The organism is Pseudomonas sp. (genome assembly GCF_036404235.1).
Lineage (GTDB): Bacteria > Pseudomonadota > Gammaproteobacteria > Pseudomonadales > Pseudomonadaceae > Aquipseudomonas.
On the sequence record NZ_DASWOT010000015.1, the window covers coordinates 1 to 15,086 of the forward strand.

General features: G+C 58.9%; 11 protein-coding genes. 7 read left to right on the forward strand and 4 right to left on the reverse strand.

What is annotated here, in order from left to right:
- Positions 1-43: 43 nt before the first annotated feature.
- The 3 genes from VGC62_RS01710 to VGC62_RS01720 form a co-directional block, all read right to left on the reverse strand.
- Complete coding sequence (locus tag VGC62_RS01710; RefSeq protein ID WP_331185375.1) at positions 44-382, reverse strand: multidrug transporter; 339 nt, start codon at positions 380-382, stop codon at positions 44-46.
- Positions 383-525: 143 nt separating this feature from the next.
- Positions 526-1,338, reverse strand: a complete 813-nt coding sequence (gene mutM / locus VGC62_RS01715) for a bifunctional DNA-formamidopyrimidine glycosylase/DNA-(apurinic or apyrimidinic site) lyase (RefSeq protein ID WP_331185376.1) — start codon at positions 1,336-1,338, stop codon at positions 526-528.
- A 34-nt stretch (positions 1,339-1,372) separates the two neighbouring features.
- Entirely contained in the window at positions 1,373-2,239 is an 867-nt protein-coding gene (locus VGC62_RS01720) for an HDOD domain-containing protein (RefSeq protein ID WP_331185377.1), read from the reverse strand.
- Between the two features lie 193 nt (positions 2,240-2,432).
- Here VGC62_RS01720 and VGC62_RS01725 point away from each other — a divergent pair, with 193 nt between their 5' ends.
- Positions 2,433-3,629: a class I SAM-dependent rRNA methyltransferase gene (locus tag VGC62_RS01725; RefSeq protein WP_331185378.1), complete on the forward strand. Its 1,197-nt coding sequence runs from the start codon at positions 2,433-2,435 to the stop codon at positions 3,627-3,629.
- Between the two features lie 116 nt (positions 3,630-3,745).
- On the opposite strand, the gene gshB is transcribed toward VGC62_RS01725, so the two are convergent.
- The gene (gene gshB, locus VGC62_RS01730) at positions 3,746-4,699 is read right to left on the reverse strand and encodes a glutathione synthase (protein WP_331185379.1); all 954 of its coding nucleotides are present in this window, start codon (positions 4,697-4,699) and stop codon (positions 3,746-3,748) included.
- Positions 4,700-4,962: 263 nt separating this feature from the next.
- Here gshB and pilG point away from each other — a divergent pair, with 263 nt between their 5' ends.
- The 6 genes from pilG to VGC62_RS01760 all read left to right on the forward strand — a co-directional run bounded on the left by pilG (position 4,963) and on the right by VGC62_RS01760 (position 15,023).
- On the forward strand, positions 4,963-5,373 hold the full coding sequence (gene pilG, locus VGC62_RS01735) for a twitching motility response regulator PilG (protein WP_331185380.1): 411 nt from the start codon (positions 4,963-4,965) through the stop codon (positions 5,371-5,373).
- Between the two features lie 45 nt (positions 5,374-5,418).
- On the forward strand, positions 5,419-5,784 hold the full coding sequence (gene pilH, locus VGC62_RS01740) for a twitching motility response regulator PilH (protein WP_331185381.1): 366 nt from the start codon (positions 5,419-5,421) through the stop codon (positions 5,782-5,784).
- A gap of 16 nt (positions 5,785-5,800) precedes the next feature.
- Positions 5,801-6,340, forward strand: coding sequence for a chemotaxis protein CheW (locus tag VGC62_RS01745; RefSeq protein ID WP_331185382.1), 540 nt, complete (start codon positions 5,801-5,803; stop codon positions 6,338-6,340).
- A 72-nt stretch (positions 6,341-6,412) separates the two neighbouring features.
- Positions 6,413-8,452, forward strand: a complete 2,040-nt coding sequence (locus tag VGC62_RS01750; RefSeq protein ID WP_331185383.1) for a methyl-accepting chemotaxis protein — start codon at positions 6,413-6,415, stop codon at positions 8,450-8,452.
- Between the two features lie 57 nt (positions 8,453-8,509).
- On the forward strand, positions 8,510-14,539 hold the full coding sequence (locus VGC62_RS01755; RefSeq protein ID WP_331185384.1) for an Hpt domain-containing protein: 6,030 nt from the start codon (positions 8,510-8,512) through the stop codon (positions 14,537-14,539).
- A complete protein-coding gene (locus tag VGC62_RS01760; RefSeq protein WP_331185385.1) occupies positions 14,532-15,023 on the forward strand; it encodes a chemotaxis protein CheW in 492 nt (163 codons plus the stop codon). The genes VGC62_RS01755 and VGC62_RS01760 overlap by 8 nt, the downstream gene beginning before the upstream one ends.
- Positions 15,024-15,086 lie beyond the last annotated feature (63 nt).

Sequence of the window (15,086 nt, forward strand, 5' to 3'; positions counted from 1 at the left end):
AACGGTGTTTCGGCCTGATGTGCGCTGAGCACAACCAGGCAGGTTAGTCCTGTTTGCCGTAACCGCTTGTCGTGCAGCCCAGGCATCGAACGAAAGCGGCCTTTCCGGGGTCGACAACTAACGCTTTGCCAGTGGCCCCGAGATTGCCGCCCGCAGCCGCGAAGGGCGATGCGATGACGAACAGGCCTGCACCGATGATGGTTGCTGCGATAAGAAGAGGCCGGGCGACGATCAGGTCACCAATCATGGCAAAAGCAGGCGGGTTCTGTATCTGGTACACCGGATCGCCACTTCCCGTGGCTTCGGTTTGCGCGAAGGCTGGCGTCATCTGCAAGCCGAAAAACAACGCCAGTGTGGCAGCGAGAATACGAAACGGGCTCATGGCGTGATCCTTCAGGCTCGGCGGAAAGTGATGTTGCTCACTATAAACAGGGATTGGGCTTGTGCAAGTAGAGAACAGTGCAGGAAACGGCGGCAATCTCGTGCAGAAGAGACAGACCAGATTATTCGCCTGTCTATCCAGTATCACTTCTGACACTTGGGGCAATAAACACTTGCCCGCTGCCCCAGCTTGACCTCCCGCAACTCCGTGCCGCAGACCTTGCACGGCTGACCGCCTCGTCCGTAGGCAAACAGTTCCTGCTGGAAATACCCGGGTTGTCCATCGCCGCCGATGAAGTCGCGCAACGTGGTGCCGCCGCGTTCGATGGCGGCAGCCAGGATGCGCTTGATTTCAACGGCAAGCTTCAAATAGCGCGCCTTTGAGATGCTTTTCGCCTCGCGCCTGGGGTCAATGCCCGCCGCGAACAGCGCTTCGGTTGCGTAGATGTTACCCACCCCGACCACCACAGCGTTGTCCATGATGAATGGCTTGACGGCCATGGAGCGCCCGCGTGACAGCTTATACAAGCGCAGGCCGTCGAACAGCTCGGTCAACGGCTCCGGGCCCAGACGCAGCAATAATTCATGGTTGTGCGGGTCAAGGCTCCAGAGCATCGCGCCAAATCGCCGAGGGTCGGTGTAGCGCAGCGCCAGGCCCGACTCCAGCTCGATGTCCACGTGCTCATGTTTGAGCGCCGGCAGCCCGGCCTCCACCATGCGCAAATTACCGGACATGCCTAAATGGCTGATCAGGGTCCCGACTTGCGCCTGGATCAGCAGGTATTTGGCGCGCCGTTCCACCACCACGATCTTCTGCCCAGACAAGCGCGCATCCAGATCTTCGGGGATCGGCCAACGCAGACGGCGTTCGCGCACGATCACCCGGCTGACGCGCTGGCCTTCCAGATGCGGTGCAATGCCGCGGCGCGTGGTTTCGACTTCAGGTAACTCAGGCATGGGCAGCTCGATGGAGGCGAAATGGCAAGCAGGATCAGTGCGCGCTCAGCTCGCGAACGCTTTCTTTAAGATTTTCGAAATCGTAATCAGACAGACCGACGTAATCCAGAATCAGATGACCAATGCTGTTCCACTCATGATCGATAGTCTGGTTGCCCAACACACGATGGGACGAGCAAATATGCTCGGCCATTTTCAAGATCGCCAGCAGGTTCTTCAGTGGTGCGTTGCGGCCCGACTCATCCTGAAAGATCACCAGCGCGTTATGGTGGTTGGCAATGGCATTGCTGACATGTTCAGGTAAGCGCCACGATTTGGCAGTGAAATAACCAACAACCGCGTGATTGGTGTTCAGCATCCGGTTCTCGGTGTCGACAACCCGGGTATCTGGACTGGCCTTGGCATATGCCTCTTCCAGCACACTCATGTACTCCGGAAAACGCTTGAGCATCAGCGGAATACCGCAGTCGTGGAACAGACCCAGCGCGTAGGATTCGTCTACAGTTTGCGAGCCGACGCGCTTGGCCAGCGTCAGACTGGTCATTGCCACGTCCTGAGCGTTATCCCAGAAACGGTTGAGCACGACGATGGTTTCGTCGCTCATCTCGCTTTTGATCGACTGCGCGTTAATCAGGTTGATGACCGACCGGCTGCCCAATAGATTCACGGCGCGTTGGATCGAGGCGATCTTGTTGGCCAAGCCGTAATGAGCTGAGTTGACGATCTTCAGCAGCGCCCCGGAAAGACCAGGGTCCTGCGCGATCAACCTGGCGATGACTCCCAGATCAGGATCGGGCATGTACTGTTCCATCTGCAAATCCACCATGATTTGCGGTTGGGGCGGAACGCTAATGCCTTGCAACGCTTGCTGGATCTGCTCGGAAGTTAGTTCTTGGGACATAAATGCACACTCAAGGTCAGGGGGCGATTCTAACCTCTACCGCCCATGCTTCGACAACCGCTGAAGGACAGCGCTGAGACTTCACCTGACCCTCAGCTTAGGACAATCGACCGCTAGCCGTTTAATTCAATTGATCACGGCCCCGAGCCGGGATCACGCGCTATAATCCCGCTCTTTTTTCCGGAGCGACGTCATGTCCCTGCCCAGCTTGCGCCTCAAAGCCAACGCCGACCGTCGCCTGCGCGCCGGTCACCTGTGGATCTACAGCAACGAAATCGACGTTGCCGCCACGCCACTCAATGGCTTTGCTCCGGGCGCTCAGGCCATTCTGGAAGCCGCTGGCGGCAAGCCGTTGGGCATCGTCGCCCTGAGCCCCAACAATCTGATCTGCGCCCGCCTGCTGTCGCGCGACATCAAGTTGCCGCTGGATAAATCACTGCTGGTTCATCGCCTGAACGTCGCGCTGTCCCTGCGTGATCGTCTGTTCGACAAGCCGTTTTATCGCCTTGTCTTTGGCGACTCCGACTTGCTGCCGGGGCTGGTGGTCGATCGTTTCGGCGATATTCTGGTGGTGCAACTGGCCTCCGCGACCATGGAACAGCACAAGGACGAGGTTCTGGCGGCACTGATTCAGGTACTCAAGCCCAGTGGCATCCTGCTCAAAAATGACTCAGCCGCGCGCGATGCCGAAGGCCTGAACCGCTACGTTGAAACCGCGTTTGGTCTGGTTCCGGAGTGGGTTGCGCTGGAAGAGAACGGCGTGAAGTTCGAAGCGCCGGTCATGGAAGGCCAAAAGACCGGCTGGTTCTACGACCACCGCATGAACCGCGCGCGTCTGGCGCCGTACGTCAAAGGCAAGCGCGTGCTGGATCTCTTCAGTTATATCGGCGGCTGGGGCGTGCAAGCTGCGGCCTTTGGCGCCAGCGACGTGACCTGTGTCGATGCGTCGTCCTTCGCGCTGGACGGCGTGGAGCGCAACGCGGCGCTGAACGGCTTCACTGATAAGGTCGCGTGCATCGAAGGCGATGTGTTTGAAGCGCTCAAAGAGCTGAAAGCCGGCGAAGAACGTTTCGACGTGATCGTGGCTGATCCACCGGCGTTCATCAAACGTAAGAAAGACCTGAAAAACGGCGAAGGCGCGTACCGCCGCCTGAACGAGCAAGCCATGCGCCTGCTCAGCAAAGACGGCATTCTGATCAGCGCATCGTGCTCCATGCACCTGCCGGAGGACGACCTGCAAAACATCCTGCTCACCAGCGCTCGCCACCTGGACCGCAACATTCAGTTGCTCGAACGCGGCGGCCAAGGCCCGGACCACCCCGTTCACCCGGCGATTGCCGAAACGCGGTATATCAAAAGCATTACGTGTCGGTTGTTGCCCAACAGTTGAGGTTCATGGCGTCTGAACTGACGCCATGGCAGGCAACTCGTTGCAACAAGGTCCAGTTTGCCGCGCAACAACGCGGCGACTGGACGACAGGCCTCTGCTAGACAGGGCTTGTCGTTTTACCTGGCATCCAGCTTTTTCTGAATCACATCCATCAACATCCCACCGATATCGGTGCCGAACGCGTTGTCGATCTCGCGGATGCACGTCGGGCTGGTGACGTTGATTTCGGTCAAATGCTCGCCGATTACGTCAAGACCTACGAACAATAGGCCTTTTTCACGCAGGGTCGGGCCGATTTCAGCGGCGATCCAGCGATCACGATCCGTCAGCGGGCGCGCCTCACCACGCCCACCGGCAGCGAGATTGCCACGGGTTTCGCCGGCGGCAGGAATACGCGCCAGGCAATACGGCACGGGTTCGCCATCGACCATCAGGATGCGCTTGTCGCCGTCCTTGATTGCAGGCAGATAGGCCTGGGCCATGATTTGCTGATGGCCGTGGTTGGTCAGGGTTTCCAGAATCACCGACAGGTTTGGGTCTTCGGCGCGGTGACGGAAGATCGATGCGCCGCCCATGCCGTCCAGCGGCTTGAGGATCACATCGCCGTGCGTGGCGGCGAATTCGCGCAGGATGTCCGCGCGGCGGCTGACCAGCGTCGGCGGCGTGCATTGCGGGAACAACGTGGCGAACAGCTTTTCGTTGCAGTCGCGCAGGCTTTGCGGTTTGTTGACGACCAGCACGCCTGCGCGTTCGGCCTGTTCCAACAGGTACGTGGAGTAAACGAACTCCATGTCGAACGGCGGGTCCTTACGCATCAGGATCACGTCCAGATCGTCCAGGCCGTTGTCGACTTCGGCTTGCAGCTCAAACCAGTGGGCAGGGTCGGCAAATACTTTCAGTGGCTTCATCCGCGCGCGGGCTTGGCCGGCGTTCTGATAGAGGTCGTGCTGCTCCATGTAGAACAGCGACCATCCGCGCGCTTGCGCTGCAAGGAGCATGGCCAGCGAGCTGTCCTTTTTATAGGAGATAAGCTCGATGGGGTCCATGACAATCCCTAGGCGAACGCTCATGGGCAATATCCTCTGGTCGGTAATGGCCGCTATGGCCTGAAAATAGGCGTCAGGGTGGCGCTGTGCTGGCTCGGGGTCAAGGGGCAAGCGCATGGCACACGCTTTATGGATTGCATGTGGAGAGTGTGCTAAAAAGGCTCGGCATTTGGCTTCTTGCCTCTTGCCTTTAACCCGTCAATACGGAGGGTTAACGATCCCGACCCGTACCAGGCACCCGGCGCAACGCGACCCACCTGATTCGCCGCGGCGATGGTAAAGCAGACATGGAACAGCATTCAGTCCCATTGAAAGTGATGGTCATCGACGATTCGCGCACGATTCGTCGTACCGCCGAGACGCTGCTCAAGAGTGTTGGGTGCGAGGTCATTACCGCCATCGACGGTTTTGACGCGTTGGCAAAGATCGCCGATAACCATCCGCGCATCATCTTTGTCGACATCATGATGCCGCGTTTGGACGGGTATCAAACCTGTGCACTGATCAAGAACAACCGGGCTTTTAAATCAACACCGGTGATCATGCTGTCCTCCAGGGACGGATTGTTCGATAAAGCGAAGGGCCGAATCGTTGGCTCCGACCAGTTTTTGACCAAGCCTTTTAGCAAGGAAGAACTGCTGGGCGCGATCAAGGCGCATGTGCCAGGTTTCGTCGCAGTAGAACAACAACTATCTTGATACCGACCCATTGATAATGGGCGGCTGTTCCTATGGGGAAGCACCATGGCTCGAATTCTGATCGTCGACGACTCGCCGACCGAAATGTACAAGTTGACCGGCATGCTCGAGAAGCACGGTCACGAAGTCCTGAAAGCCGAAAACGGCGCCGACGGTGTGGCCCTTGCGCGTCAGGAGAAGCCCGACGCCGTCTTGATGGACATCGTCATGCCCGGTCTCAATGGCTTTCAGGCCACTCGCCAGCTGACCAAAGACGCTGACACCAACATGATTCCGGTGATCATGATCACCACCAAGGATCAGGAAACCGACAAGGTTTGGGGCAAACGCCAGGGCGCGCGGGATTACCTGACCAAGCCGGTGGATGAAGACACACTGATAAAAACCCTGAACGCAGTTCTTGCGGGCTGATCGCTGGCAGGCTCGCATGGCTCAGTCACAAACCGCCTTTCAACTGCTGCTCGATATCGACCAGCGATGCCGCTCACTTGCGGCGGGTCTGCCGTTGCAGGAGACCCGCCAGCAAGGTTGGAGCGGCATCGGCTTTCGCATGGGCGCACATTCTTATGTCGCGCCCATGGGAGAAGTCGGCGAAATTCTGCATGAGCCTCGTTACGCGGCTTTGCCGGGCGTGAAGCCGTGGATCAAAGGTGTCGCTAACCTGCGTGGGCGATTACTGCCGATCATGGACCTGTGCGCCTTTTTCGGCCATGAACTGTCACCCCTGCGTAAGCAACGTCGCGTCTTGGTGATCGAGCACCAGGATGTGTTCGCCGGGTTGCTGGTCGATGAAGTGTTGGGCGTGCAGCATTTCAATGAGCGTAGCCTGATGCCCGAAACGCCTGGCACTTGCGAGGCCAATATCGCAGCTTTCGTGCAGGGGCAGTTCCTGCGTGAAGAGGCCTGGCTGGTGTTCAGTCCCAAAACATTGGTGTTATCGCCGGGCTTTATGGATGTGGCGCTGTGATACAGCGCGTCGATGATGTGTTCGGATTTTCCCAACACTCGATTGCAGTGGGTCCAGGCGGGGGCCTGATTAATGAGTAAGACCGGCAAATCACTCGAAGGCGCGCGCAGCCGATCACAGATCCTTGCGCTGTTCGTGGCGTTGATCATTTTCATCATGTTGTTGTTCGTCAACTTCGCCTACCTGAGTACGCAGTCGAACTACGACAAGCAGTACATCGGCCATGCGGGCGAGTTGCGGGTGCTGTCGCAGCGCATCGCCAAAAACGCCAGCGAAGCCGCCGCTGGGAAGGCTGAGGCATTCAAATTGCTGGCCGACGCGCGCAACGATTTCGACCTGCGCTGGCAACATTTGAAGAAAGGCGACAAGAGTACTGGCCTGCCAGCAGCACCCGACAACATCGGGGGCGAACTCAAGGCGGTACAGGCCGATTGGGAAAACCTGCGCAAAAGCACCGACGTGATCCTGTCCCGCGAGCAGACCGTATTGTCGCTGCACCAAGTGGCCGCGACCTTGGCCGAAACCATTCCGCAGTTGCAGATTGAGTCCGAGAAGGTCGTCGATATCCTGCTGCAAAATCGCGCGCCCGCCAGTCAGGTTGCGCTGGCCCAGCGCCAGTCGTTGCTTGCCGAGCGCATTCTCGGCGCTGTGAACACCGTGCTTTCCGGTGACGAAACCGCGGTTCAGGCCGCCGACGCGTTTGGCCGTGACGCCAACCAGTTTGGCCGCGTGCTGAGCGGCATGCTTGAGGGCAACGCCAGCGGCAAAATCGCTCAGGTCGAGGACCGCGAAGCACGAGCACGTCTGGCCGAAATTGCCGAGCTTTTCCAGTTCGTGTCGGGATCGGTCGATGAAATTCTGGAGACCTCGCCGGAACTGCTTGAGGTTCGCGAGGCGGCCAGCAACATTTTCAACCTGTCGCAAACCTTGCTCGACGAAGCATCCGAACTCGCCAACAGTTTCGAACACATGGCCGGCGGGCGCGTGCTGTACAGTTACGGCGGCTACGTACTCGGCCTGTTGGCGCTGGCATCGATCATTTTGATTGGTCTGGTGATGGTCCGCGAAACCAACCGCGAACTGCGCGAAACGGCTGAAAAGAACGAGCGTAACCAAACCGCAATCATGCGATTGCTGGATGAAATCGAGGACCTGGCCGACGGCGACCTGACGGTTGCCGCCTCGGTGACCGAAGACTTCACCGGCGCGATTGCCGACTCCATCAACTACTCCATCGACCAGTTGCGCGAGTTGGTGGCGACCATCAACCTCACCGCCGAGCAGGTGTTCGGCGCAGTCAAGGATACGCAGACCACGGCGACCCAGTTGGCCGCCGCATCGGAACACCAGGCGTTGCAGATCGCCGCCGCGTCGAACGCCATCCACGATATGTCGGCGTCCATCGATCAGGTGTCGGTCAATGCGTCGGAGTCTTCCTCGGTGGCCGAGCGCTCCGTTGCCATCGCCAACAAGGGCAATCAGGTGGTGCATAACACCATCAACGGCATGGACAACATTCGCGAGCAGATTCAAGACACCTCAAAGCGCATCAAGCGGCTTGGCGAGTCTTCTCAAGAAATCGGCGATATTGTCAGCCTGATCGACGACATTGCCGACCAAACCAACATTCTCGCCCTGAACGCGGCGATTCAGGCCACGATGGCCGGCGATGCCGGTCGCGGTTTTGCTGTTGTGGCCGACGAAGTACAGCGGTTGGCCGAGCGCTCATCGTCGGCGACCAAACAGATCGAAACCTTGGTGCGGGCGATTCAGAACGACACCAATGAAGCGGTTATTTCCATGGAGCAAACGACCACTGAAGTGGTGCGCGGCGCCCGATTGGCGCAGGATGCTGGCGTTGCCCTGGAAGAAATCGAAGGGGTGTCCAAGGTCCTGGCGGCCTTGATCGAAAGCATCACCAACGCTGCACAACAGCAGGCCGCATTGGGTCAGCAGATCTCCGAAACCATGACGGTGATCCAGCAAACCACCACGCAAACCACGTCAGGCACGGCGGCCACGGCACAGAGCATGGGCAATTTGGCGAAGATGGCCAGCGAGATGCGTCGCTCGGTGTCCGGTTTCACCTTGCCGATTCGAGATCAGCATTGATCGCTCCAGCAATGTGCGAACCGAACATTCAAGCCTTGGGTAATGGGTGGAATCATCATGGCTGATCGGCACGACTATGTGGCCCTGGAGTGGGTCAAGGGCGAGATAGCCGAAACCCTAATGCAGGCCAGGCAGGCACTGGAAACCTTTGTCGCAAGCCCGGATGACTCGACGGCCATGGAGCACTGCCTGGACGCCATTCATCAGGTCCATGGCAGCCTGCAAATGATCGAGTTCTACGGCGCAGCGCTGTTAGCCGAAGAAATCGAACAACTGGCGTTGGCACTGCAACAGGATCGCGTCAGCCAGCACGCCGAAGCCGTCCAACTGCTGACCCTGGCGTTGACTCAACTGCCGGTGTATCTGGACCGCATTCATTCTGCGCGTCGCGATCTGCCATTGGCGGTGCTGCCGTTGCTCAATGACCTGCGCAGCGCCCGGGGCGAAAGTCTGCTGTCGGAAACCAGCCTGTTTGCCCCGCAATTGCAGACCGTCCCGCAGCTTGACGCCGATACATTGGCCCAGCGCGACACGCCTGAGTTGCCAGGATTACTGCGCAAGTTGCGTCAGACCTTGCAGACCGCACTGGTCGGTCTGTTGCGCGAGCAGGACCTGCAAAAGCAATTGGGTTACATGACCAAAGTGTTCGCCCGGCTTGAGTTGCTGTGCAAAGACGCCCCTCTTGGGCCGCTGTGGCGCATTACCTCGGCGCTGGTGGAAACCATGGCCAGCGGCAACTTTGCCAACAGCCCGGCATTGCGCAGCCTGTTCAAGGACGCTGACAAAGAGCTCAAGCGCTTGCTTGATCAAGGTATTGCCGGCATTAACCAACCGGCGCCGGACGAATTGCTAAAAAGCCTGTTGTTCTACATCGCCAAGTCCGACAGTCAGGCTCAGAAAATGATTGATCTGAGGGATCAATACGGGCTCGACGAAGCCCTGCCGCACAGCGCGTTGGTCGATGAAGAGAACGCGCGAATGGACGGTCCTGATCGCGATGCGATGCGTTCGGTAATTGTTGCGCTGTGTGAGGAGCTGGTAAAAACCAAAGAGCGGCTGGATGTCTTTGTGCGCGGCGACCGTCAACACCTCAGCGAACTCAGTGCGCTGTTACCGCCGTTACGACAGATCGCTGACACGCTTGCGGTGTTGGGTTTCGGTCAGCCGCGCAAAGTAATCATCGATCAACTGGCCGTGGTGCAAGGGTTAGCGCAAGGCCAGCGTGAACCGAGCGACTCTGCTTTGATGGATGTCGCGGGTGCCTTACTTTACGTTGAAGCGACGCTGGCGGGCATGGCCGGAACGGTCAACCAGAGCCGCCGCGAAGAAAGCCGCTTGCCGACCACAGACCTGAGCCAGATCCATCAACTGGTGATCAAGGAAGCCCGCGTCGTGCTGCAGCAAGCCAAGGATGTGATCGTCGATTACATCGACGGCCAATGGGATCGTGAGCGGCTGGAGCCCTTGTCGGCGTTGCTGCTGCAAGTGCGTGGCGCGTTGGCGATGATTCCGCTGGCGCGTGCGTCCGGTTTGCTCTCGGCGTGCAACGACTACATTCTTGAGCATCTGTTGGTCGAAGAAGGTCGTCCGGCTCAAGAACAGCTCGACAGCCTCGCGCAAGCCATCACTGGCGTCGAGTATTACCTCGAACGTATGGCTGAGGACCCCGAAGCGCCAGGCGAACGCGCTTTGGACATGGCTCAGGAAAGCCTGGCGAATCTGGGCTATTTGCCGACCACGGGCGCCGTCGATCTTCCGGTCCTGGAAGAGGTCATCAGCGATCAGGAAATGCTTGAGCTGCGCTCGCGTCAAGCCTTGGTCAGCCCCACCCAGACGATCGCCCAAGTGCTGGCCCGCCCAGTATCGGCAGTCAATCCGCCTGCACGCCACATTCCGACCAGCCTGCTGCCGCCACCCAAAGGCGAGGAGGCGGTGGATGACGAACTGCGCGACGTATTCCTTGAAGAAACCGATGAAATGCTCGCCGAGCTGCACCGGTATCTGCCGCGCTGGTTCGCCGATACCGACGACCTTCCGGCGCTGACCGAGATTCGCCGGGCTTTCCACACACTCAAAGGCAGCGGCCGGATGGTCCGGGCGTTAATTCTTGGTGAGCTGGCGTGGTCGGTGGAGAACCTGCTCAATCGCGTGCTGGAAGGCAGTGTCGAACCTGGGCCAGGCGTGCGGCAGCTACTGGCCGACGTGCAGGTGTTGCTGCCGGACGTGATCCGCGATTTCGCCGAAGATGTGCAACGCCAGCGTGACGATGTAGACGTATTGGCGGCGCGGGCTCATGCGCTGTCCAGGGGCGAGCAGGCGCCGGACGAGGACGCGATGGCTGATCACGAGTCCGTTATTGAGGCTGCGCCGAGCGACGTGGCAGAAGAAGGTTTCGATCCGCAACTGCTGGAGATTTTTCGTCAGGAAGCCCAGACCCATCTTGAAACACTCAGGCGCTTTCTTGACTCAACGCACGAGGTCGATTCACTGAGGTTTAGCGATGAACTGCTGCGCGCCCTGCACACGCTCAAAGGTAGCGCTTACATGGCTGGCGTGTTGCCGATTGCTGAGTTGGCCAGTCCGTTAGACCAACTGGTGCGTGAGTTCAAGACCAATCAGATTGACGTGGCCGAGTCCGAAATTGAACTGCTGCGTGCCAGCGAACCGCTTTTGCGCGCCGGGCTGGCGCAGTTGGATGACGATCCGTTGATGCCCATCGCCGGTGCCGCGCAGTTGATTGAGTCCGCGCGCGCATTGCTGGACGAGCGCATGGCGGCAGCCATGAGCGCCGCCGACAACGGTTTGCGCGCGCGCCGCGATCCAAAGTTGATCGAGACGTTTTTGGCTGAAGGGATGGACATCCTGCTCGACGCCGAAAGCCTGCTCAAACGCTGGCGACAGCACCCCGGCGAGCGCCAGGAACTGACCGCATTGCTGGATGAACTGACCATGCTCGGGCATGGCGCGCACATGGCTGACCTGCCGCAAGTGGATGAGCTGTGCGAGGCCCTGCTGGACCTGTACGGCGCAGTGGAAGAAAGCAGCCTGGGGGTTAGCGAGCGCTTCTTTCACGAGGCAGAAAACGCTCATGAAGCGCTCATCAATATGCTTGACCAGGTGGCGGCCAATCAGCAAGTCGAGCCTTGCCCCGAGCGTATTCGCGCCCTGCGTGAGTTGCTCGATGAGGCGCTTGATCCTGGTGCGATGGGTGTAATCAAAACTACGGGCGATGGCACGCTGAGTATCACTGATCTGGCGGCTGTAGAGTCTGAGCCAGAAAAGCAGATAGCACATGATTCGCGAGACGACGCGGACCAGGAAATCGCCGAGATCTTTCTCGAAGAGGCCGTGGACATTCTTGATAGCGCAGGCCAGGCCTTGCAGCGTTGGCTGTGCGACCCGGATAACCCCATGCCGCTGTCTTCGTTGCAGCGTGACTTGCACACGCTCAAGGGCGGTGCTCGGATGGCTGAAATCGAGCCCGTCGCGGATCTTGGTCATGAGCTGGAGTTGCTCTATGAATGCCTGATCGACCGGCGTTGCAGCTATAACCCTCAACTGGGAGAACTGCTGTTGAGCAGTCACGCTCATCTGGCGTTGATGCTTGAGCAACTGCAAAACCATAAGCCATTGACCGCGTCTGAGTCATTGATCGAAGCCATTCGTGGTTTTCGTCAGAACAATTGCTACGTGCAGGTGAGCGAGGCACAAGCGCCACCTGCACGTAATGTCGAGTCGATGATCCAGCGTCTCGACGAGCGCGATCCCGAGTTGTTGGAGATCTTTCTCGAAGAAGGCTACGACATCATCGAAAGCTCTGGGGCCGCGCTGGTGCGCTGGCAGGCCGATCCGCACAGCACCCTGGAAGTGGAAAACCTGCTGCGTGACCTGCACACCCTCAAAGGTGGTGCGCGGATGGTAGAAGTCGCCCCGATTGGCGACTTGGCTCATGAGTTGGAATCGCTTTACGAAAGTCTTGCCGCTGGTGGCCTCAAAGAAAACAGCGCAGTGCTCTATGGCCTGCTGCAAAGTGGTCACGACATGCTGGCCGACATGCTCGATGCTGTTCGCAGTCATGAGACGCTGCCCAATCCGGCATTGCTGATCGAGAGCATTCGCCAGTACGTGGCTGGCGAGGGTGTGCATGATGCGGTGAATAAGCCGGTCCAAGCGCAGACTGTCGTGCCGTTACCCACCGATCTTGCGGCGCAACCTCTGACAGCGGAAGCAGATGCCGAGCGATCCGGCCCGGAAACGGTCAAGGTCCCGGCCGAGCAGTTGGAGGGCCTGGTTAATCTGGCGGGCGAAACTTCGATCTTCCGTGGGCGTATCGAACAACAGGTCAGCGATGCGCAGGTGACGCTGGCGGAGATGGAAACCACTATCGAACGGATGCGCGATCAATTGCGGCGTCTGGACATCGAAACCCAGGGGCGAATCCTCAGTCACGATCAAACGCAGGTGGAGCGTCTGGACTACGAAGAGTTCGACCCGCTGGAAATGGACCGTCATTCTCAGTTGCAGCAACTGTCACGCGCGCTGTTTGAGTCCGCGTCAGATTTGATGGACCTGAAACAAACCCTCGACACGCGTGCTCTTGACGCTCAAACCCTGTTGCAGCAGCAGGCGCGGGTCAATACCGAACTGCAGGAAAGCCTGATGCGTACGCGCATGGTGCCCTTGGAGCGTATGTTGCCGCGCCTGCGTCGCATCGTGCGGCAGGTGTCCGCCGAACTGAATAAGAAGGTGCAGTTCGACGTCATCAATGCTGAAGGTGAGATGGACCGCAACGTGCTTGAGCGCATGGTCGCGCCGCTGGAGCACATGCTGCGCAACGCCATCGATCATGGGCTTGAAAGCACTGAAAAACGGCTCGAAGCCGGTAAGCCGGAGACCGGGCACATAACGCTGAGCCTGACCCATGAGGGTGGCGATATCGTCATCGACATGAGCGACGACGGCGCCGGTGTCGACTTTGACGCGGTGCGGCGCAAGGCGGTCAAACGCGGAATGATCGGTCCGAATGCCGAGCTGAGCGACTACGACACGCTGCAATTCATCCTGCAGGCCGGGTTCTCCACGGCTGAAACCATTACCCAGATTTCCGGACGAGGCGTCGGCATGGACGTGGTCCACGCAGAGGTCCAGGAGCTGGGTGGCTCAATGGTGATCGATTCGAAATCAGGGGAGGGTGCGCGCTTCCAGATTCGTCTGCCGTTCTCGGTGTCGGTCAATCAGGCGCTGATGGTGCAGTGCGGCGAAGAACAGTACGCCATACCGCTGAACAGTATCGAAGGCATCGTGCGCGTGCTGCCCGGTGAGCTGGAGGCCTATTATCAGATCAGTCCGCCGCGTTACCACTATGGCGATCGCACCTATGAATTACGTTATCTGGGTGAATTGCTCAGCAATAGCCAGCCGCCAAAACTGATTGGTCAGACTCAACCGCTGCCCGTGTTGTTGGTGCATGTACATGACCAATGGCTGGCGGTGCAAGTGGATGCCCTGGCGGGATCGCGCGAGATCGTGGTGAAAAACCTGGGTGCGCCGTTCGCTGGTGTGCAGGGGATTTCCGGGGCGACGATTCTCGGCGATGGCCGCGTGGTGTTGATCCTCGATTTGTTCGCCCACATTCGCAGGTTTCATGCACGGCAGTTGGCGCTGCAAGCCAGCGGCCAAATACCGACTGGCTACACGGAGATTGAGCACGCGAAACCGCTGCTGGTGATGGTGGTGGACGATTCGGTGACCGTGCGCAAAGTCACCAGCCGTTTACTGGAGCGCAACGGCATGAACGTGCTGACCGCCAAAGACGGCGTCGATGCCATGGCGCTGCTACAAGAGCACACGCCGGACATCATGCTGCTGGATATCGAAATGCCGCGCATGGACGGCTTCGAAGTCGCCAGCAAAATCCGCGCAGACGAAGCGCTCAAGCACTTGCCGATCATCATGATCACTTCGCGCTCCGGCCAGAAACACCGCGACCGCGCGATGGCGGTCGGAGTGAATGACTACATGAGCAAGCCGTATCAGGAAGCAGCGTTGCTGGAGAGCATCGCGTATTGGGGGCATGTGCATGTCTGACACTTCCAGCCAGACCGCTCGCTTCACTACCCTCACGGGCTTATTGCTGCCGTTGAGCGACCGGGATTTGTTGCTGCCCAACGTCGCGGTGGCCGAGTTGATCGATTACCAGGACAGCGTTGCCGATCCCGATGCACCGCAGTGGTACATGGGGCCGATCAACTGGCGTCACCGGACCTTGCCGTTGCTCAGTTTCGAAGCCGCCTGCGGCAACCGCGCACTTGTCGGGGGGCGTGCACGCATCGTTATCCTCAACGCACTGGGCGGTCGCCCGGATCTGAAGTTCATCGCGCTGCTGACCCAAGGCATCCCGCGTTCGTGCAAGCTCGACAGTCAGCTCAGTTATGTCGATGTTCCATTGGGCGAATTGGAGTTGGCCGCTGTGCAGGTTGGCGAAACCGTGGCGAAGATCCCCAATCTGGTGGCGCTGGAGCAGTTGCTGGTGGATGCGGGGTTAGTGCAGGTGGCAGGGCCGGGGATTTGAGTTTTTCCGCTCCCGCCTGATTAATGCGCGGGGCACGTTCTCTGGACAATGAGCCGAATAAAT

Bases quoted from the DNA above. Each gene is read 5' to 3' on its own strand.
- VGC62_RS01710 (WP_331185375.1), bottom strand. From the start codon at position 382: ATGAGCCCGTTTCGTATTCTCGCTGCCACACTGGCGTTGTTTTTCGGC.
- mutM (WP_331185376.1), bottom strand. From the start codon at position 1,338: ATGCCTGAGTTACCTGAAGTCGAAACCACGCGCCGCGGCATTGCACCG.
- VGC62_RS01720 (WP_331185377.1), bottom strand. From the start codon at position 2,239: ATGTCCCAAGAACTAACTTCCGAGCAGATCCAGCAAGCGTTGCAAGGC.
- VGC62_RS01725 (WP_331185378.1), top strand. From the start codon at position 2,433: ATGTCCCTGCCCAGCTTGCGCCTCAAAGCCAACGCCGACCGTCGCCTG.
- gshB (WP_331185379.1), bottom strand. From the start codon at position 4,699: ATGAGCGTTCGCCTAGGGATTGTCATGGACCCCATCGAGCTTATCTCC.
- pilG (WP_331185380.1), top strand. From the start codon at position 4,963: ATGGAACAGCATTCAGTCCCATTGAAAGTGATGGTCATCGACGATTCG.
- pilH (WP_331185381.1), top strand. From the start codon at position 5,419: ATGGCTCGAATTCTGATCGTCGACGACTCGCCGACCGAAATGTACAAG.
- VGC62_RS01745 (WP_331185382.1), top strand. From the start codon at position 5,801: ATGGCTCAGTCACAAACCGCCTTTCAACTGCTGCTCGATATCGACCAG.
- VGC62_RS01750 (WP_331185383.1), top strand. From the start codon at position 6,413: ATGAGTAAGACCGGCAAATCACTCGAAGGCGCGCGCAGCCGATCACAG.
- VGC62_RS01755 (WP_331185384.1), top strand. From the start codon at position 8,510: ATGGCTGATCGGCACGACTATGTGGCCCTGGAGTGGGTCAAGGGCGAG.
- VGC62_RS01760 (WP_331185385.1), top strand. From the start codon at position 14,532: ATGTCTGACACTTCCAGCCAGACCGCTCGCTTCACTACCCTCACGGGC.